Origin of the sequence: Streptomyces sp. BE303 (assembly GCF_036290945.1) — a bacterium.
In the GTDB taxonomy this organism is placed as follows: domain Bacteria; phylum Actinomycetota; class Actinomycetes; order Streptomycetales; family Streptomycetaceae; genus Kitasatospora.
This window is the reverse complement of the sequence record NZ_JAQYWZ010000884.1, coordinates 69441-88118: the sequence shown is the minus strand read 5'-3', so window position 1 is coordinate 88118 and position 18678 is coordinate 69441. Positions and strand designations below refer to the sequence as shown.

The window sequence follows — 18678 nt, the reverse complement described above, 5'->3', positions numbered from 1 at the left end:
CGGGCCGCCCCGTACGGCCCGCCTCGGCGCCGGGTCGGTGGGTCGCCGGGTCGGTGGGTCGCCGGGTCGGTGGGTCGCCGGGGCGGTGGGTCGCCGGGTCGGTGGGTCGCCGGGGCGGTGGGTCGCCGGGGCGGTGGGTCGCCGGGTGTCAGGGTGTCAGGGCGCCGGGTGTCACAGTGTCAGACGCCGGTGATCCGGCCCCAGACCTTGTGGAGGACGGGCCGCTCCGCCGAGGTGACGTCGCGCATGGTGTGCAGCCGCGCGCGCATCTCCTCGGTCGGGAAGACCAGCGGGTGCTCGGCCAGCTCCGCCTTCTCCTTCTCCCCGCTGGCTGCGAGCACCTCGCGGGCGGCGGGCACCGGGCAGATGTACTGCACGGCGGCGGCCAGCTCGGCGGCCACCTCCGGCTGGTAGTAGTGGTCGATCAGCTGCTCCGCGTTGCGCTTGTGCCCGGCCCGGTTGGGGACCAGCAGGCTCTCCGCCCAGAGCTCGCCGCCCTCCTCCGGCACCACGAAGTCGAGGTCCGGGTTCTCCGCCATGAGCTGGACGGCGTCCCCCGAGTACGCCTGGCAGGCCAGCGCGGCGCCGGAGGCCAGGTCGCTGGTGTAGTCGTTGCCGGTGAAACGCCGGACGTGCCGGGTGTCGACCATCTTCTGCACCTGGTCCATGGCCCGGTGCGCGTCGTCCGCGGTGAACGCGGCGATGTCGGCGCCGTGGGCGAGCATCAGCAGGCCGAGCGCCTCGTCCAGTCCGGCGAACAGGGTGACCCGGCCCTTGAGGTCGGGCGCCCAGAGGTCGGCGGTGGAGCGCAACTCGCGGCCGAGTTCCTTGCGGTTGTAGGCGATGCCGGTGATCCCGGACTGCCACGGCACGCTCCGCCGCCGTCCGGGGTCGAAGGCCGGCGCCGCCAGCTGCGGATCCAGGTGGGCGGTGACGTGGGGCAGGTTGGCCCGGTCCAGGGTCTGCACCCAGCCGAGCGAGACGTACCGTCCGGCCATCCAGTCGCTGACCACCATGAGGTCCCGGCCGGGGTCGGTGCCCTGGGTGAGCACCGGGCCCATCTTGCCGAAGAACTCGTCGTTGTCGTTGATGTCCTCGGTGTAGGTGACGGCGATCCCGGTCCGCTCGGTGAAGGCGTCCAGGGTCGGGCGCCGGCCGTCGTCGTCGGCGTCGATGTACTGGGTCCAGTTGGAGAAGACCAGCCGCGGCTCGTCCCCGGAGCGGTCGGGGGCGGACCGGCGTTCCTCGGCGACGTACGCGGACGGGATTCCGCAGCCCGTGAGGGTGCCGGCGCCGAGCAGCCCGGCGGTGCCGAGCACGCTGCGGCGGGTCAGGGCACGGCGGGTCGGGGTGGTGGGGGACATGGGGGCCTCCGGGGCGTGGGGCGGCCCCGGGCGCGCGGGCACCCGGGGCCGCCCGGTCGGTTCTGGTGCTGCCGTGTGCCGTGGTGCCGCCCCGCCGAACGGGCTGCGGCTCGGCCGGCCGCCCTGCGGGTCAGACGGTGTGCGCGTCGGTCAGCGAGAGCACCTCGTCGAGCACCGCGAGACCCGCCTTGGCCTCCTCCTCGGTCACCGTGCACGGGGGGACGACGTGGAAGCGGTTCATGTTGACGAACGGCCAGAGCCCGCGCCGCTTGCAGGCGGCGGCCAGCTCGGCCATCGGCGCGTTGGCCGCACCGGCCGCGTTGTACGGCACCAGCGGCTCGCGGGTGGCGCGGTCCTTCACCAGGTCGAGGGCCCAGAACACGCCGAGCCCGCGCACCTCGCCGATCGAGGGGTGGCGCTCGGCCAGCTCGCGCAGGCCGGGGCCGATCACGGTCTCGCCGATGTGCCGGGCGTTCTCGACGATGCCCTCCTCGGCCATCGCGTTGATCGTGGCGATCGCCGAGGCGCAGGCCAGCGGGTGACCGGAGTAGGTGAGCCCGCCGGGGAACGGCCGCTCGGCGAAGGTCGCGGCGATCTCCGCGCTGATCGCCACGCCGCCGAGCGGGACGTAGCCCGAGTTGACGCCCTTGGCGAAGGTGAGCAGGTCCGGGGTGACGTCCCAGTGGTCGGCGGCGAACCAGGCACCGGTACGGCCGAAGCCGGCCATCACCTCGTCCAGGATGAAGACGATGCCGTAGCGGTCGCAGATCTCCCGGACGCCGGCCAGGTAGCCGGGCGGCGGGACGAGGATGCCGGCGGTGCCGACCACCGTCTCCAGGATGATCGCCGCGACGGTGCCCGGGCCCTCGAACGCGATCACCTGCTCCAGGTGTGCCAGCGCGCGCTCGGACTCCTGCGCCTCGTTCTCGGCGTGGAAGTTGGAGCGGTAGGCGTACGGCCCCCAGAAGTGCACGATGCCGGAGACACCGGTCTCGTTGGCCCAGCGGCGCGGGTCGCCGGTGAGGGCGATCGCGTTGGCGGTGGCGCCGTGGTACGAGCGGTAGGTGGCGAGCACCTTCTGACGGCCGGTGTGCAGCCGGGCCAGCCGGATGGCGTTCTCGTTGGCCTCGGCGCCGCCGTTGGTGAAGAAGATCCGGTCGAGGTCGCCCGGGGTCCGCTCGGCGATCAGCCGGGCGGCCTCGCTGCGGGACTCCACCGCGAAGCCGGGAGCGATGGTGCAGAGCTTCGCCGCCTGCTCCTGGATCGCCGCGACCACCTTCGGGTGCTGGTGACCGATGTTGGTGTTCACCAGCTGCGAGGAGAAGTCGAGGTAGCGGTTTCCGTCGTAGTCCCAGAAGTACGAGCCCTCGGCGCCGGCCACCGCGAGGGGGTCGATCAGGGCCTGGGCGGACCACGAGTGGAAGACGTGCGCGCGGTCGGCGGCCTTGACGGCCTGGCCGGCGGCTGGGTCGGCGGTGGGGATGCTCATGCGGCAAGGCTAGGGAGTCCGGCCGCCGAAGTGCAGGCGCATCCTGTCAGGCGGTCACCCGAACGGCCGACAGGGTGCAAAGACACAGGGCCCGGGTCGCAAGGACCCGGGCCCATCGTCGGATCACCCGAACATCAGATCGCAGGCATCCTGTGCCCGGCCGTCACGACCCGCTGGATCGCGGTCATACAGCACCCGACCGTCACGACCCGCTAGATCGCGGTCATACAGCACCCGACCGTCACGACCCGCTAGATCGCGGTCATGACGTGCTTCACGCGGGTGTAGTCCTCGAAGCCGTAGGAGGAGAGGTCCTTGCCGTAGCCGGACTTCTTGAAACCACCGTGCGGCATCTCGGCGACCAGCGGGATGTGGGTGTTGATCCAGACGCAGCCGAAGTCCAGCCGGCGGGACATCCGCATCGCGCGGGCGTGGTCCTTGGTCCAGACCGAGGAGGCCAGCGCGTACTCGACGCCGTTGGCGTAGTCGACGGCCTGGTCCTCGTCGGAGAACCGCTGCACGGTGATGACCGGGCCGAAGACCTCGTTCTGGATGATCTCGTCGTCCTGGTTCAGCCCGGAGACGACGGTCGGGGCGTAGAAGTAGCCCTTGTCGCCGACCCGGTGGCCACCGGCCTCGACCTTGGCGTGCTTCGGCAGGCGCTCGATGAAGCCGGTGACCTGCGTCAGCTGGTTGGCGTTGTTCAGCGGGCCGTAGAGCACGTCCTCGTCGTCCACGCCGCCGGTCTTGGTCTCGGCCGCGGCCTTGGCCAGCGCCTCGACGAACGCGTCGTGGATCGACTCGTGCACCAGCACGCGGGTGGCGGCGGTGCAGTCCTGGCCGGCGTTGAAGAAGCCCGCCACGGAGATGCCCTCGACCGCCTCGGCGATGTCGGCGTCCTCGAAGACCACGACCGGGGCCTTGCCGCCCAGCTCCAGGTGGACGCGCTTGACGTCCTTGGAGGCGGACTCGGCGACCGAGATGCCGGCCCGCACCGAGCCGGTGATCGAGGCCATCGCCGGGGTGGGGTGCTCGACCATGGCCTTGCCGGTCTCCCGGTCGCCGCAGATCACGTTGAAGACGCCGGCCGGCAGCTCCAGGTCCCTCAGGACGCCGCCGATGATCTCGGCCAGCAGCACCGTGGAGGCGGGGGTGGTGTCGGAGGGCTTCAGCACCACGGTGTTGCCGGCGGCGATGGCCGGGGCGAACTTCCAGACGGCCATCATCATCGGGTAGTTCCACGGCGCCACCTGGGCGCAGACGCCGACCGGCTCGCGGCGGACGATCGAGGTCATGCCGTCCATGTACTCACCGGCGGCCTTGCCCTCCAGCAGGCGGGCGGCACCGGCGAAGAACCGGATCTGGTCGACCATCGGGCCGATCTCCTCGGAGAGCGTCAGCGACCGCGGCTTGCCCGTGTTGCGACACTCGACGTCGACGATCTCGTCGGCACGCGCCTCGACCGCGTCGGCGATCTTCAGCAGCAGCTTCTGCCGGGTGCTCGGAGTGGCGTCGCGCCAGAGCGGGAACGCGGCTGCGGCACTGGCCATGGCGGAGTCCACGTCGGAGGCACCGGACAGCGGGGACGTCGCGTAGACCTCGCCGGTGGTGGGGTCGACGATGTCGAGCGTGCGGCCGTCCGCCGCGTCGACGAACTCACCGTTGATGTAGTTGCGCAGCGTGCGAAGGTCGCTCACGGTCTCTCCTCGGTCTCGGCCTGCGGCGTTGCAGAATCCGGCGCCATGGTACGTCGACCGGTCCGGCCGACGAAGGGCGCCGAGTGGCCGGGCCGGCGGCGGCACGGTCCACTGATGGGGTAGTTCGCGCGGCCCTGCGGAGCCACGCGGGTACCGGGCCAGGTTAACCGTTCGACTGCCGGTATCGACAGATCGGTCACGTGGGTGCGATGAAATCCGCATCCGATTTCCAAGATCACGACGAAATCAGCAGATCCCGAGCTTGCGAACACGATCCTGATCAGGCACAGTTGCGGCGTGGCCAACCGCGACCGGAACGCCAGCGTTCCCCTCGACGCCGCCTCCAAGGCGATCATCGAGCAGCTCCAGGAGGACGGGCGCCGCCCGTACGCCGCCATCGGCAAGGCCGTCGGCCTGTCCGAGGCGGCCGTACGACAGCGCGTCCAGAAGCTGCTCGACCAGGGCGTGATGCAGATCGTCGCCGTCACGGACCCGCTCACCGTCGGCTTCACCCGCCAGGCGATGGTCGGGATCCGGGTCGAAGGCGACATCGAACCCGTCGCCGACGCGTTGGCCGCCCTCGACGAGGTCGACTACGTCGTCTGCACCGCAGGCTCGTTCGATCTCCTGGCCGAACTGGTCTGCGAGGACGACGAGCACCTGCTCGAACTGATCAACAAGCGCATCCGCGCGCTTCCCGGCGTGCGGAGCACCGAGAGCTTCGTTTACCTGAAGCTCCGGAAACAGACCTACACCTGGGGCACCCGATGACAGCCGACCCGGCGCAGAAGGACCTTTCCAAGACCGCCTACGACCACCTGTGGATGCACTTCACCCGCATGTCGTCGTACGAGAACTCTCCCGTGCCGACGATCGTCAAGGGCGAGGGCACCTACGTCTGGGACGACAAGGGCCGCAAGTACCTCGACGGCCTCGCCGGCCTGTTCGTCGTCCAGGCCGGCCACGGCCGTGAGGAGCTCGCCGAGGCCGCCGCCAAGCAGGCCAAGGAGCTCGCCTTCTTCCCGGTGTGGAGCTACGCCCACCCGAAGGCCGTCGAGCTGGCCGAGCGCCTGGCCAACTACGCCCCGGGCGACCTCAACAAGGTCTTCTTCTCCACCGGTGGCGGCGAGGCCGTCGAGACCGCCTGGAAGCTTGCCAAGCAGTACTTCAAGCTGACCGGCAAGCCGACCAAGTACAAGGTCATCTCGCGCGCCGTCGCCTACCACGGCACCCCGCAGGGCGCCCTCTCCATCACCGGCCTGCCGGGCCTGAAGGCCCCGTTCGAGCCGCTGGTGCCGGGCACCCACAAGGCCCCGAACACCAACATCTACCGCGCCCCGGCCTTCCTGGCCGGCCCCGACGGCACGGTCGACCCCGAGGCGTACGGCCGCTGGTGCGCCGACGAGATCGAGGTCGCGATCCTCAACGAGGGCGCCGACACCGTCGCCGCCGTCTTCGTCGAGCCGGTGCAGAACGCCGGCGGCTGCTTCCCGCCGCCGCCCGGGTACTTCCAGCGCCTGCGCGAGATCTGCGACCGCCACGACGTGCTGCTGGTCTCGGACGAGGTCATCTGCGCCTTCGGCCGCCTCGGCACCATGTTCGGCGCCGACAAGTTCGGCTACCAGCCCGACATGATCACCTGCGCCAAGGGCATGACCTCGGGGTACTCCCCGATCGGCGCCACGATCATCTCGGACCGCCTCGCCGAGCCGTTCTACAAGGGTGACAACACCTTCCTGCACGGCTACACCTTCGGTGGCCACCCGGTCTCCTCCGCGGTGGCGCTGGCCAACCTCGACATCTTCGAGCGCGAGGGCCTGAACCAGCACGTCCTCGACAACGAGGCGAACTTCCTCGGCACCCTGAACAAGCTGCGCGACCTGCCGATCGTCGGCGACGTCCGCGGCAACGGGTACTTCTACGGCATCGAGCTCGTGAAGGACAAGGCCACCAAGGAGTCGTTCAACGACGACGAGGTCGAGCGCGTCCTCTACGGCTTCCTGTCGAAGGCGCTCTTCGACAACGGCCTGTACTGCCGCGCCGACGACCGTGGCGACCCGGTCGTCCAGCTGGCCCCGCCGCTGATCTCCGACCAGTCGACCTTCGACGAGATCGAGCAGATCCTGCGGACCAGCCTCACCGACGCGTGGGCGAAGATCTGACGGTCCGAGCCTCCTTCCCCACCCTCCGCCGCAGGGCGGTCCCGCTTCCCGCGGGGCCGCCCTGCGGCGTTTCCCCCGGCACCCGGTCGCGGGCCACCGCCCGCCTGCTCCCCCGCCCGCCGTTCCTCCGGACCGTCCCCGACGGTTTTCACGACCGGTTCTTCGATCAAACACGCCTGATTCCGGGTGATTTGCCCCTGATGGGCCAGTGTGCCGCACCCGCGCCCAGGCCCGATCGTTCTAATCTGACGACTGTCATATCCCTGCGGCCACCCAGGATGGAACCTCATGTCAGCGTCCCCTCCTGACAACGACGTGCTGTGGGCCCGGGGGATCGTCAAGTCCCATCACGGCACCCCCGCGCTGCGCGGCGTCTCGATCGGTGTGCGGGAGGGCGAGGTGCTCGCCGTCACCGGTCCGCGCGGCTCCGGCAAGAGCACTCTGCTCGGCTGTCTCTCCGCGCTCCTCCCGGTCGACGAGGGCGAGGTCTGGTTCAACAGCTCCCCCGTGCACACCCTGAGCCGGGCCGGCCGGGAACGGCTCCGCCGCGACCGCTTCGGCTTCGTCGGCTCCGAACCGCACCTGGTGCCCGAACTGACCGCCCGTGAGAACGTCGCCCTGCCGCTGCTGCTCGCCGGGGCCGGCGGCAAGGCCGCCTACACCGCCGCCGACGAGTGGCTGGAGCGCCTCGACATCGGCGAGCTCGCCAAGGTCCGGCCGGATCGACTGGTGCAGGGCCAGCGGCAGCGGGTCGCCGTCGCCCGCGCGCTCGCCCCGCTGCCGCCGGTCGTCTTCGCCGACGACCCGACCGCCCCGCTGCACCGCGAGACCGCCGAACAGGTCATGCGGATACTGACCAGCGCGGCCCGCTCGCACCAGCTCACCCTCGTGCTGGCCACCCACGACCCCGAGCTCGTCCGGTACGCGGACCGTTCCGTCGCGCTCGTCGACGGCCGGCCGTCCGCCCCTGCCGCGCCCGTCACCCGCGGCGGCCCCGTCGCCGCCGGAGGCACCGGAGCCGCCGGGCCCTCCGCCGTCCCCGCCACCGGCCGCTGACGACGCCTATCGCCCACCGCCCGCCGCCTGCCGCCTGCCGCTGAAAGAGTCGACGTGTTCTATCTCCGTCTGGCCCGGGGCTACCGGGCCCTCGACCTCGGCCGCTGGCTGCTGACCGCCCTGGCCGGCGCGGTCGTCGCCGCCTTCCTCCTGCGCGCCCTCGGCCGCGCGATGAGCGAGCCGCTCGGCGGCACCGGCGCCCTCCCCCGGCTGCTCTGGTGCCTGCCGCCACTGGCCGCCGTCGGCTGGTTCGCCGCCGTCGCCGCCCGCGCCGTCCCGGCCCGGTGGCCCGAACGGATCACCGGCCTCACCGCCGCCGGCGCCGGGTCCGCCCGGATCCGGGCCCTGATCGCCGGCGAGGTCGCGCTCGCCTGCGGCGCCGGCTCCGTCCTGACCCTGCTGGTCTTCCTGGTCCTGCGCAACGACATCGCCGGTCCGGCACTCGCCGACGAACTCGGCATGGGCGTACCGCTCCCGGCCGCCGCGCCGGTGACCCTGCTCGCCCTCGTCCCGCTCACCGCCGGGATCGCGGCGGCCGGCGCGGTCTCGCACGCCGAGACCCTGCCCGGCCGCCCCGGGCCCGAGCCGACCGGGTTCGGCCCCTGGCGGCTCGCCCTGCCGGTCGGCCTCGCCGTGATCGGCCTCGCCCTGGAACTGATCGCCCTCCGGCCCGGCGCCGCCGCCGACGGCCGCCCGATCCACCTGCCGGCCGGGCTCGGCACCACCAGCACCGCGGCCCTCGGCGGCTGGATCGCCGGTGCCCTGGGCCTCGCCCTCCTCACGGGGCCGCTGCTCGGATGGGCCGGCCGGCTGCTCGCACTCGGCCGGCCCACCCCGCTGCGCCTGCTCGCCGGGCGCGGCCTGACCGCGCAGGCCCGCCGGCTCGGTCCGCCGCTCGCGGTACTCACCCTGGTGCTCGCGGTGGTGCTCACCACCGTCCGCTACTGGATCGGCGAGCCGGGCAGCGCGGACGTCCTGCCCGCGATCGAGGCGGCTCTCGTCCTGGGCTGCGCAGTCGCCGCGGTGGCGGCCCGGCTGGCCGAACTGCGCACCGCCCGCCGGGGGGTCGCCGAGACCCTGCTGCGGCTAGGCGTCGCACCCCGGATACTGTTCGGCGCGGTCGCGCTGCGGACACTGATGGTCGGCACGGTCCTGCTGGTCACCGGCGGGGCCACCGCGGCGCTGGCCGCGGCCGGCCTGCGCTGACCCCGCCGCTCGGATCGCTCCGGCTCAGCCTGCCGCGGCGAGCTGGCCGCAGGCGCCGTCGATCTCCTGGCCGCGGGTGTCCCGGACGGTGGTCGGCACTCCGTGGGACTGCAGCCTCCGGACGAACTCGCGCTCGTCCTCGGGCCGGGAGGCCGTCCACTTGGAGCCCGGGGTCGGGTTCAGCGGGATCAGGTTGACGTGCACCCGGTGGTTCTTGATCAGCCGGCCGAGCAGGTCCGCCCGCCACGCCTGGTCGTTGATGTCCTTGATCAGCGCGTACTCGATGGAGATCCGGCGGCCGGACTTCTCCGCGTAGTTCCACGCCGCGTCCAGCACCTCGGCGACCTTCCACCGGGTGTTGACCGGCACCAGTTCGTCGCGCAGCTCGTCGTCCGGGGCGTGCAGCGAGAGCGCCAGCCGGCAGCTGAGTCCTTCGTCCGCCAGCCGGTTCATCGCCGGGACCAGCCCGACGGTGGAGACCGTGATGCCCCGCTGGGAGAGACCGAAGCCGTCCGGCGCCGGGTCGGTCAGACGGCGGATCGAGGCCAGCACGCGGTTGTAGTTCGCGAGCGGCTCGCCCATGCCCATGAAGACCACGTTGGAGAGCCGCGCCTCACCGCCCGGGATCTCGCCGTCCTTGAGCGCGCGCATCCCGGCGGCGATCTGCTCGACGATCTCGGCGGTGGAGAGGTTCCGGGTCAGCCCGGCCTGTCCGGTCGCGCAGAACGGGCAGTTCATGCCGCATCCGGCCTGCGAGCTGATGCACATGGTGACCCGGTCCGGGTAGCGCATCAGCACCGACTCGACGAGGGTGCCGTCGAACAGCTTCCAGAGCGTCTTGCGGGTGGTGTCGTCGTCGCAGGACACGTGGCGGACCACCGACATGAGCTCGGGCAGCAGGGCCTCGGTGAGCTTCTCCCGGCTGGCGGCGGGGATGTCCGTCCAGCTCGCCGGGTCGTTCGACATCCGGCCGAAGTAGTGGTTGGAGAGCTGCTTCGAGCGGAACGGCTGCTCGCCCAGCTCGGCGACGGCCTCCTTGCGCTCGGTGGGGCTCAGGTCGGCGAGGTGTCGCGGGGGCTTCGCGCCGCGCGGCGCGGCAAAGGTGAGTTCTCCGGGCTTAGGCATGGTTCATCCAGTGTCGCAGACGGCGCGGGCCCCGGACGCCTGGCGTCCGGGGCCCTGCTCACACCTCTGGTCGAAGCCCTGATCGCGGCCCTGGTCCGGCCTCCGGGGCCGGCCTGCGGGCACCGTCCCTCCGGCCTGCGGCTCAGCTGCCGACGAAGGCCGCCAGCAGCAGCCAGACCACCGGGGCGGTCGGCAGCAGCGAGTCCAGCCGGTCCATGATGCCGCCGTGACCGGGCAGCAGCGTGCCCATGTCCTTGATGCCGAGGTCGCGCTTGATCATCGACTCGCCCAGGTCACCCAGAGTCGCGGTGACCGCCGCGCAACCGCCCAGGATCAGACCCTGCCACCAGCTGCCGTCGTCGATCACGAACTGCATCAGCAGCGCGCCCGCCAGCATCGACAGGCCGATACCGCCGGCCAGGCCCTCACGGGTCTTGCCCGGGCTGATCGTCGGCGCCAGCTTGGTCCTGCCGAACTTGTAGCCCACCGCGTAGGCCCCGGTGTCACTGCAGACCGTGACGATCAGGAAGAGCACGATCCGCTGCGGGCCGTCGTCGGCCGCCAGCATCATCGCCACGAAGGTGGCCAGGAAGGGGACGTAGAAGGCGGTGAAGATGCCGGCCGTTATGTCCCGCAGGTAGTTCTCCGGCGGCTCGGCCATCCGCCAGACCATCACCGCCAGTCCGGTCAGCGCGAGCGAAGCGGCCGCCCACTGGATCCCCGACCAGTAGCCGGTGGCGACCATCGCGATGCCACCCGCGACCAGCGGGACGAGCGGCGCCTTGATCTCCTTGCGCTCGGCCAGCCGGCTGGTCAGCTCCCAGATGCCGACCGACACCGCCGCGATCACCACGACGAGGAACAGGGCCTTGACGAAGAACAACGAGGCGACGATCACCGCGCCGAGGCCGACACCCACGCCTATCGCGGCCTGGAGATTGCGACCACCGCGCTGCTTGCGCTGTTGCGGCTGCGGGTCGGGCTGCGCCACGGATGTCTCCTGCCCTGGGTGGAACGACGGCACGGGGTGGGGCTGCCCCGCCGCAGGGTGAGGCGCCGCCGGGTGACCCGGGGGCACCGGGTACGCCGCGGCGCCCTGGTACGGCCGGGCACCGGGGGCGGGGGCGGTGTCGTCGGTGATCGCGCGCAGCACGACCGTCTCCGACGAACCCGGCTCCGCCGGGCCGGGCTGCTCGTCCCGGAACAGCGGACCGCTCAGCCGGCCGGCTTCCCGGACCGGCCCCTCGGCGGGTTCGGGCCCGGGCCGGGCTCCCGGCCGGGGTCCCGCGTCGGCCGCTACGGGAGGCATGACCTGAGTCTCCTCCGCGTCGGCGCCCCAGTACACCGGAGACTGCTGGGAGTGACCCGTTCGGTGGCCGGGGTCACCCGCGCCGTGCCGTCCCGGGCCGTCGTACGGCCCTCGGACGCCCTGCTGTTCCGGGGCCCCGTACTGCTCCGGGGTGCCGTACTGGTTGCCGTACCGGTCCGGGGCTCCGTACTGCTCGGAAGCCCCGAACCCGTCCGGGGCCCCGTACTGCTCCGGTGCCCCGTGCCGTCCGTGCGGCTGCGCCGGGGCCGCGTGCTGTCCCGGGGCCTCCCGGTAGGGCGCGGGCGCCGGCGTGCCGGGCGCCGCCGCACCGGGGGCCTGCGCAGGCGCGTTCGGTGTCTGCGCAGGCCGGTGCGGCTGGTACGGCGGGTACTGCTGGTCGGATGGGCCCCAATAGCCAGGGGCGTCAGGGGCGTCGTTCATCAGACTTCGAGCAGCTCGGCTTCCTTGTGCTTCAGCAGCTCGTCGACGGCGGCCACGTACTTGGCCGTGGTGTCGTCGAGCTCCTTCTCCCCGCGGCGACCGTCGTCCTCGCCGACCTCGCCGTCCTTGACCAGCTTGTCGATGGCGTCCTTGGCCTTGCGGCGCACGGCGCGGATCGAGACCTTGGCGTCCTCGCCCTTGCCGCGGGCGACCTTGATGAACTCCCGGCGGCGCTCCTCGGTGAGCTCGGGCAGCACCACCCGGATGATGGAACCGTCGTTGGACGGGTTGACGCCCAGGTCGGAGTCGCGGATCGCCTGCTCGATGGCCTTCAGCGCGGTCTTGTCGAACGGCGAGACGACCGCCATCCGCGGCTCCGGCACGGAGAAGGAGGCCAGCTGGTTGATCGGCGTCACGGCACCGTAGTACTCGGCCACGATCTTGGCGAACATCGCCGGGTGGGCGCGGCCCGTACGGATGGCGGCGAAGTCGTCCTTGGCGACGACGACGGCCTTCTCCATCTTCTCCTCGGCCTCGAGGAGGGTCTCTTCGATCACTGTGTACTCCCTGTCCGGTTGATCTGCGGTTGTCCCGACCGGTATCGGCGTCACGGCCGGACGCGGTGATCACGCTGACCACGCCCGGTCGTCACCGACCCGTACGGCTGGTTGCTGCTCAGGCCCGGACAGAATCCTGGCTGATGAGTGTGCCGATCTTCTCACTCTTCACCGCACGCGCGATATTGCCCTCCGCCAGCAGCTCGAAGACCAGCATCGGGAGGTTGTTGTCCTTGCACAGCGTGATCGCGGTGAGGTCGGCGACCTTCAGGTCGCGGGTGATGACCTCGGAGTACTCCAGCGCGTCGAACTTGACCGCGTCCGGGTTGGTCCGCGGGTCGGAGTCGTAGACGCCGTCCACACCGTTCTTGCCCATCAGCAGCACGTCGGCGTGGATTTCCAGGGCCCGCTGGACGGCGGTGGTGTCGGTGGAGAAGTACGGCATGCCCATACCGGCGCCGAAGATCACCACACGGCCCTTCTCCAGGTGCCGGACGGCGCGCAGGGGCAGGTACGGTTCGGCGACCTGGCCCATGGTGATGGCGGTCTGGACCCGGGTCTCGATGCCCTCCTTGACCAGGAAGTCCTGGAGCGCGAGGCAGTTCATGACCGTGCCGAGCATGCCCATGTAGTCCGAGCGGGCCCGGTCCATACCGCGGACCTGCAGCTCCGCGCCGCGGAAGAAGTTACCGCCGCCGATGACCACCGCGACCTCGGTGCCGGCGCGGACGACCGTGGCGATCTCGCGGGCGATCGCGTGCACGACGTCGGGGTCGACGCCGAGTCCGCCACCACCGGCGAACGCCTCACCGGACAGCTTCAGCATCACCCGGCGACGCGAACCGGTCTGGGTGTCCTGCGCGGTCTCCTGCGTCTCCTGCATGGACTTCTCCTTCTACACCTACTGGTTCACAGGCGTGGATGTGCGGATCCCCGGCCTGCGCGTACACGCGAGGAGGCCACTGCCGCGGGAACCGGTTCGGTGTCCTGCACGGCAATGGCCTCCTCGTCGTTCATGCTGCCGACGCGGCCCGCCCACGGATGTGGCGCTGGGTGAGCCCGTTCGGCGCGTCCCGCCCGCCCTGATCAGCGGGCGGGGGCGGTTCCCAGCCTAAGCTCGCCGGGAGTCCGGTGGAACGTGGCTCAGGCGCCGACGCGGAAGCGGGCGAAGCGCTTGAGGGCGACGCCGTTCTCCTCGAGGACCTTGGCGACGGACTTCTTGTTGTCCTTCGCGAAGGCCTGCTCCAGGACGGAGTTCTCCTTCACGAAGCCCGTGACGCGACCCTCGACGATCTTCGGCAGGGCGGCCTCCGGCTTGCCCTCCTCGCGGGCGGTGGCCTCGGCGACGCGGCGCTCGTTCTCCAGGTCCTCGGCCGGGATGTCCTCGCGCGAGAGGTACTTCGGCGCGAACGCGGCGATGTGCTGCGCGACGTCCTTGGCGACCTCGGCGTTCTCCTTGTCCAGCTCGACCAGGACGCCGACGGCCGGCGGGAGGTCGGGGCTGGTCTTGTGCAGGTAGACCGCGACGAAGCCGTCACCGTCGAACTGCGCGAAGCGGCGGAAGACGATCTTCTCACCCAGGGTCGCGTTGGCCTCGTCCACGAACTGCTGGACGGTCTTGCCGGCCTCGATCTCGGAGGCCAGAGCGGCGTCCAGGTCGGCCGGGGCGGTCTTGGCGACGTGGGTGGCGATCGCGTCGGCGACCTTCACGAAGTTGTCACCCTTGGCGACGAAGTCGGTCTCGCAGTTGAGCTCGACCAGAACGCCGGACTTCTTGTCGTCGGCGATCAGCGCGGCGACGGCGCCGTTGGAGGCGTCACGGCCCTCGCGCTTGGCAACGCCCTTCTGGCCCTTGATGCGCAGAAGCTCGACGGCCTTCTCGACGTTGCCCTCGGCCTCGTCCAGGGCCTTCTTGCAGTCCATCATGCCGGCGCCGGTGAGCTCACGGAGCTTCTTGACGTCCGCGGCGGTGAAGTTCGCCATGGTGTGAATCTCTTCTCGCGTCTCGCGTGTCTGCGTGGGGTTGTGCCTGGGCCGCTGGTTCGGCCCAGGCACGGGAGAGAGGGGCACCGACCGGTGTCGTACCGGTGGGTGCCCCTCACCCTTGGTACGTCAGGCCTGCTCGGCCGGAGCCTCGGTGACCTCGGCGGCCGGGGCCTCGGGGGCCTCGGTGACCTCGGCCTCGGCGGCCGGAGCCTCGGTGGCCTCGACGGCGGGGGCCTCGGGGGCCTCGGCCTCGGCGGCCGGAGCCTCCTCAGCCTTCTTCTCGCCCTCCAGGATGTCCTTCTCCCAGTCGGCCAGCGGCTGGTCGGCGCCCGGCTCGGCCTTCACGTCGCCCTTGGCGACACCCGCGCGGGACTTGAGGCCCTCGGCGACGGCGTCGGCGATCACGCGGGTCAGCAGGGTGACGGAGCGGATCGCGTCGTCGTTGCCCGGGATCTTGTAGTCGACCTCGTCGGGGTCGCAGTTGGTGTCGAGGATGGCGACGACCGGGATGTTGAGCTTCCGGGCCTCGCCGACCGCGATGTGCTCCTTCTTGGTGTCCACGATCCAGACAGCGCTGGGAACGCGCTGCATGTCACGGATACCGCCGAGGGTCTTCTCCAGCTTGTCGTGCTCGCGCTGGAGGACCAGGAGCTCCTTCTTGGTGAGGCCGGAACCGGCCACGTCCGAGAAGTCCAGCTCGCCGAGCTCCTTGAGGCGCTGCAGGCGCTTGTAGACGGTCGAGAAGTTGGTCAGCATGCCGCCGAGCCAGCGCTGGTTCACGTAGGGCATGCCCACGCGGGTGGCCTGCTCGGCGATGGCCTCCTGGGCCTGCTTCTTCGTGCCGACGAAGAGGACGCTGCCGCCGTGGGCAACGGTCTCCTTGATGAACTCGAAGGCGCGGTCGATGTAGTTCAGCGACTGCAGGAGGTCGATGATGTAGATGCCGTTGCGCTCGGTGATGATGAAGCGCTTCATCTTCGGGTTCCAGCGGCGGGTCTGGTGACCGAAGTGGACGCCGCTCTCAAGCAGCTCCCGCATCGTGACGACGGCCATAGCCGTGCTCCTCAGGTGTTGCGCCCGGCTCTGGCACAGCTGCGTGGCGGTAGGCGCGGTGGCGCTCCCCGCTCGGCGTCTGCGAACGGCCGGGTCAGGCTCGGTTTTGTTCGTGGCAGCCAGGTGACAGCCACGCCTGACGCCCCGAACGTGCCGAGCCGCTTCCACCCGAGCGGTCCTGCGGACCGTCCGGGCTCGGCGGACCGAGCGGCACTCGCACCTGGCGGAGGGTGGCGGCCGGGGCCGCTTCTGTCCACCGGTGGCGGGGCGTGCGAAGTCGACCCGGCGGACCGGGTCGCGTGTGAAGTGTACGGGAAGCGCCGAGCGCCGAGCGACTCCACGACAGGCGGGCGCCCCCCGGCAGGGCCGCGCGCTCCGGTACGGGCGGGAAGCGGACGAGGACACGGGGCGGGCCTCCCGGGCCCTCGTACACCGACGGCGTGCACCCGTTGGGGGGACAGCCGCTGTCCACAGGGGCCGGTTGTCCACAGGAACCGGAACAGGGCTGGTGGGGCGGGGGCGGCACGGGGAGCCTCGACCGCATGACGGCAATGACGGGTGTTTCGGTCGGTGCACGCCGCGGTTCCGCAGGTCGTGGTTCCGCGGGGCGCGGTTCCGCAGGGCGCGGCTTCTCGGGGCGCGGTCCCTCAGGGCGCGGCTTCTCGGGTGCCGGCTCGGGTGCGGGCCCCCTGCTGGCGCTCCCGCCGCCCGGGCCGGGTCCCGGACACGGCCACAGGGTGCTGCTGCTCGCGCTGCTGACCTTGACGGCGCTGCTGCTGACCGTCCTGCCCGGACCGGCGGGGCATGCGGCCGAGGAGTCCGTCAGCGGGAACGGCGGTCAGGGTGACGGGTTCGGGGTCGGGGTCGGGGTCGGGGTCGGGGTCGGGGTCGGGGTCGGGGTCGGGGTCGACGGACAAGGGAGAGGGGCCGGGACCGGAAGCGGGAACCGGGGGCAGCAGCGGTCATGGCCGGTGGACGGTCCCCAGGGCTGGCCGGGCGAGATCGTCGACAGGTTCGATGCGCCGGCCGGCCCTTATGCCGCCGGCCACCGGGGCGTCGACCTGGCCGCCGCGCCCGGCGCGGACGTCCGGTCGGCGGCGGCGGGCGTGGTGACGTTCGCAGGACCAGTGGCGGGCCGCCCCGTGGTCACGGTCACCCACCCGACGTCCGCCGCGCCTCCGGCTCCACCACTGCGCACCACCTACCTGCCGGTGACCGGCAGCGTCCCGGTGGGCACCCCGGTGGCGGCGGGCCAGGTGATCGGGCGGCTCACCACCGGTGTCGGCCACTGCGCCGACGGGTCCTGCCTGCACTGGGGCCTGCTGCGCGGCAGGCGGTACCTCGACCCGCCGGCCCTGCTCGGCGCCGGCACTGCCCGTCTACTACCGCTCGGCGACGATCCGGGGGGTCACCCGGGCGGCGGCGCGGACGGCGGCCCGGGCTCGGCCACACCCTCACCACCCGGGGTGGGAGAAGGGGTCAGCTGGGCCCCAGCCCGTACAGGGCGAGGGCGACGGCGGCGTCCGCGATCACCTCGGGACTCTCGGCCCGCCCGCCGGCCGCGCGCTGCTCGGACTGCCGTACGGCCGCCTCGACGATCCCCTGGAGCAGCGCTGCGGCGAGCCGCGGCCGCTCGTGTCCGAAGTCCTCCAGCGCCTGGACCACCAGTCCGGCCAGCTTCCCGTGCGCCGCCCGGATGCGTTCACGGGCCGCGTCGTCGAGTTCCAGCGCGGAGATCGCGGCGACCGCCCGGTGGCGAGGGTCCGCGGCCAGCAGCAACTGCCCGCGGACATAGGACTCGATCCGCTCGGCCGCAGTGTCGCAGCTCTTCATGCCGGCCTCGATCTCGGCCGCCCAGAGCGGGAAGTCGACCTCGCAGAGCGCTTCGACCACCGCCGCACGGGAACGGAAGTACTCGTACACCGAGGAGCGCGCGAGCCCCGTACGCGCGGCGAGCGCGGGGAAGCTCAGCCCTTCCATGCCTCCTTCGGTGAGGAGACTGCGGGCAGCATCAAGAAGAGCTGCCCGCTGCAACTGACGGTGCTCGGCCACACTGGCCGCTCGGATCTTCGGCACCCTCCCACTGTACGGAGCCCTACAGCGCGCCGGTACGGTGCCGCGCGTCGCAGAGGTCGCGGAAGGGAAGCGCCAAGAGGCACAGGGGCGCGGGCCCGGCGTGCGCGACGGCCGAGCGTCCCTACCGAATGTCCGAAAGCTTGGCGCGCAACTGCAACACCGACTTCGTGTGGATCTGGCTGACCCTGCTCTCGGTCACCCCGAGGACCTGACCGATCTCCGCGAGGGTCAGCCCCTCGTAGTAGTAGAGCGTCACCACGGTCTTCTCCCGCTCGGGCAGGGTGTTCACGGCCTGCGCCAGCAGCCTGCGGAGCTCCCGGTCCTCCGCCACCTCGACCGGGTTGTCGGCGCCGTGGTCCTCCAGGGTTTCCATGAGGCTCAGCCGGTCGCCGCCCTCGCCGACGGGGTGGAGCAGTTCGTCCAGGGCGACCACGTTGGCGAGCGAGAGCTGGCTGAAGATGGCGTGCAGGTCCTCGATGGCGATGCCCATCTCGGCCGCGACCTCGGGTTCGTGCGGCGTCCGCCGCAGCCGGGCCTCCAGGGTCGCGTACGTCCGCTCGACCGCCTTCGCCTTCTGTCGCACCGAGCGCGGGATCCAGTCCAGCGCCCGGAGCTCGTCGATGATCGCGCCGCGGATGCGGCTGATCGCGTAGGTCTCGAACTTGATGGCGCGGTCGATGTCGAACTTCTCGATCGCGTCGATCAGTCCGAAGACACCGGAGGAGACGAAGTCGGCCTGCTCCACGTTGGATGGCAGGCCGACCCCCACCCGGCCCGCGACGTACTTGACGAGTGGTGAGTAGTGCAGGATCAGTTGTTCCCGCAGCCGCTGGTCACCCGTCTCCTTGTAGGAGCGCCAGAGCGCTTCGAGAGCCGTGCGGTCCTGGCCGCCCGTCGCCCGGCGGGGAGCCGGGGTCTCGACCGGTGCGGGGGCCGGCGCGATGGCCGACGCGTCGTCGGAGGCACCGGACGCGTCCGGCCGGTCGTCGTGCGCCCCGGTGTGCGCCGGTCGGCCGCCTTGCCGCGCCAGGGACCCCATCCCGCCCATGGCCTTGGACGGGAACTCGGTCACGGGGCGCCGCTCGGTCCGCGGCCCTCCCGAGGACCGGGCGCCACCGGTCACTCTGTGTCCCGGAATGTGTGTGGGCATGCGTTGG

The 18678-nt window shown here is 71.7% G+C and carries 15 protein-coding genes and 1 pseudogene; 5 read left to right on the top strand and 11 right to left on the bottom strand.

Going from position 1 to position 18678, the window contains the following annotated elements:
- Nucleotides 1–179 precede the first annotated feature (179 nt).
- The 3 genes from PUR56_RS33465 to PUR56_RS33455 all read right to left on the bottom strand — a co-directional run bounded on the left by PUR56_RS33465 (nucleotide 180) and on the right by PUR56_RS33455 (nucleotide 4550).
- Nucleotides 180–1364: a polyamine ABC transporter substrate-binding protein gene (locus PUR56_RS33465; RefSeq protein ID WP_329882904.1), complete on the bottom strand. Its 1185-nt coding sequence runs from the start codon at nucleotides 1362–1364 to the stop codon at nucleotides 180–182.
- Between the two features lie 130 nt (nucleotides 1365–1494).
- Nucleotides 1495–2853 (bottom strand): aspartate aminotransferase family protein, encoded by a 1359-nt coding sequence (locus PUR56_RS33460; RefSeq protein WP_329951688.1) that lies wholly within the window; start codon nucleotides 2851–2853, stop codon nucleotides 1495–1497.
- A 251-nt stretch (nucleotides 2854–3104) separates the two neighbouring features.
- Nucleotides 3105–4550, bottom strand: a complete 1446-nt coding sequence (locus PUR56_RS33455; protein ID WP_329951687.1) for a gamma-aminobutyraldehyde dehydrogenase — start codon at nucleotides 4548–4550, stop codon at nucleotides 3105–3107.
- Nucleotides 4551–4847: 297 nt separating this feature from the next.
- Here PUR56_RS33455 and PUR56_RS33450 point away from each other — a divergent pair, with 297 nt between their 5' ends.
- From PUR56_RS33450 to PUR56_RS33435, 4 genes are all read left to right on the top strand, one after another.
- Nucleotides 4848–5321 (top strand): Lrp/AsnC family transcriptional regulator, encoded by a 474-nt coding sequence (locus PUR56_RS33450; RefSeq protein WP_030243538.1) that lies wholly within the window; start codon nucleotides 4848–4850, stop codon nucleotides 5319–5321.
- Nucleotides 5318–6712, top strand: coding sequence for an aspartate aminotransferase family protein (locus tag PUR56_RS33445; protein ID WP_329882901.1), 1395 nt, complete (start codon nucleotides 5318–5320; stop codon nucleotides 6710–6712). The genes PUR56_RS33450 and PUR56_RS33445 overlap by 4 nt, the downstream gene beginning before the upstream one ends.
- A gap of 288 nt (nucleotides 6713–7000) precedes the next feature.
- A complete protein-coding gene (locus tag PUR56_RS33440) occupies nucleotides 7001–7768 on the top strand; it encodes an ABC transporter ATP-binding protein (RefSeq protein WP_329882900.1) in 768 nt (255 codons plus the stop codon).
- A gap of 54 nt (nucleotides 7769–7822) precedes the next feature.
- The gene (locus PUR56_RS33435; RefSeq protein ID WP_329951686.1) at nucleotides 7823–8974 is read left to right on the top strand and encodes a hypothetical protein; all 1152 of its coding nucleotides are present in this window, start codon (nucleotides 7823–7825) and stop codon (nucleotides 8972–8974) included.
- A 24-nt stretch (nucleotides 8975–8998) separates the two neighbouring features.
- Here PUR56_RS33435 and rlmN read toward each other — a convergent pair whose 3' ends face one another.
- The 6 genes from rlmN to rpsB form a co-directional block, all read right to left on the bottom strand.
- Nucleotides 8999–10099, bottom strand: a complete 1101-nt coding sequence (gene rlmN / locus PUR56_RS33430) for a 23S rRNA (adenine(2503)-C(2))-methyltransferase RlmN (RefSeq protein ID WP_329882898.1) — start codon at nucleotides 10097–10099, stop codon at nucleotides 8999–9001.
- Between the two features lie 142 nt (nucleotides 10100–10241).
- Nucleotides 10242–11408 carry a phosphatidate cytidylyltransferase gene (locus PUR56_RS33425; protein WP_329951685.1) on the bottom strand — a complete coding sequence of 389 codons (1167 nt, stop codon included), beginning with the start codon at nucleotides 11406–11408 and terminating at the stop codon, nucleotides 10242–10244.
- Between the two features lie 440 nt (nucleotides 11409–11848).
- Nucleotides 11849–12406 carry a ribosome recycling factor gene (gene frr / locus PUR56_RS33420; RefSeq protein WP_329882896.1) on the bottom strand — a complete coding sequence of 186 codons (558 nt, stop codon included), beginning with the start codon at nucleotides 12404–12406 and terminating at the stop codon, nucleotides 11849–11851.
- 118 nt (nucleotides 12407–12524) lie between these two features.
- Nucleotides 12525–13289: a UMP kinase gene (gene pyrH / locus PUR56_RS33415; RefSeq protein WP_329882895.1), complete on the bottom strand. Its 765-nt coding sequence runs from the start codon at nucleotides 13287–13289 to the stop codon at nucleotides 12525–12527.
- A 260-nt stretch (nucleotides 13290–13549) separates the two neighbouring features.
- Nucleotides 13550–14389 (bottom strand): translation elongation factor Ts, encoded by an 840-nt coding sequence (tsf, locus tag PUR56_RS33410; RefSeq protein ID WP_329882894.1) that lies wholly within the window; start codon nucleotides 14387–14389, stop codon nucleotides 13550–13552.
- Nucleotides 14390–14518: 129 nt separating this feature from the next.
- Nucleotides 14519–15445 carry a 30S ribosomal protein S2 gene (rpsB, locus tag PUR56_RS33405; protein ID WP_329951684.1) on the bottom strand — a complete coding sequence of 309 codons (927 nt, stop codon included), beginning with the start codon at nucleotides 15443–15445 and terminating at the stop codon, nucleotides 14519–14521.
- Between the two features lie 542 nt (nucleotides 15446–15987).
- Between rpsB and PUR56_RS33400 the strand changes: the two are divergent.
- Nucleotides 15988–16782: pseudogene (locus PUR56_RS33400) on the top strand (peptidoglycan DD-metalloendopeptidase family protein); the annotation flags it as partial.
- 142 nt (nucleotides 16783–16924) lie between these two features.
- On the opposite strand, the gene PUR56_RS33395 reads toward PUR56_RS33400, so the two are convergent.
- Complete coding sequence (locus PUR56_RS33395) at nucleotides 16925–17497, bottom strand: TetR/AcrR family transcriptional regulator (RefSeq protein WP_329951700.1); 573 nt, start codon at nucleotides 17495–17497, stop codon at nucleotides 16925–16927.
- Between the two features lie 145 nt (nucleotides 17498–17642).
- Nucleotides 17643–18560 carry an RNA polymerase sigma factor WhiG gene (gene whiG, locus PUR56_RS33390; protein WP_380361208.1) on the bottom strand — a complete coding sequence of 306 codons (918 nt, stop codon included), beginning with the start codon at nucleotides 18558–18560 and terminating at the stop codon, nucleotides 17643–17645.
- Between the last annotated feature and the right edge of the window lie 118 nt (nucleotides 18561–18678).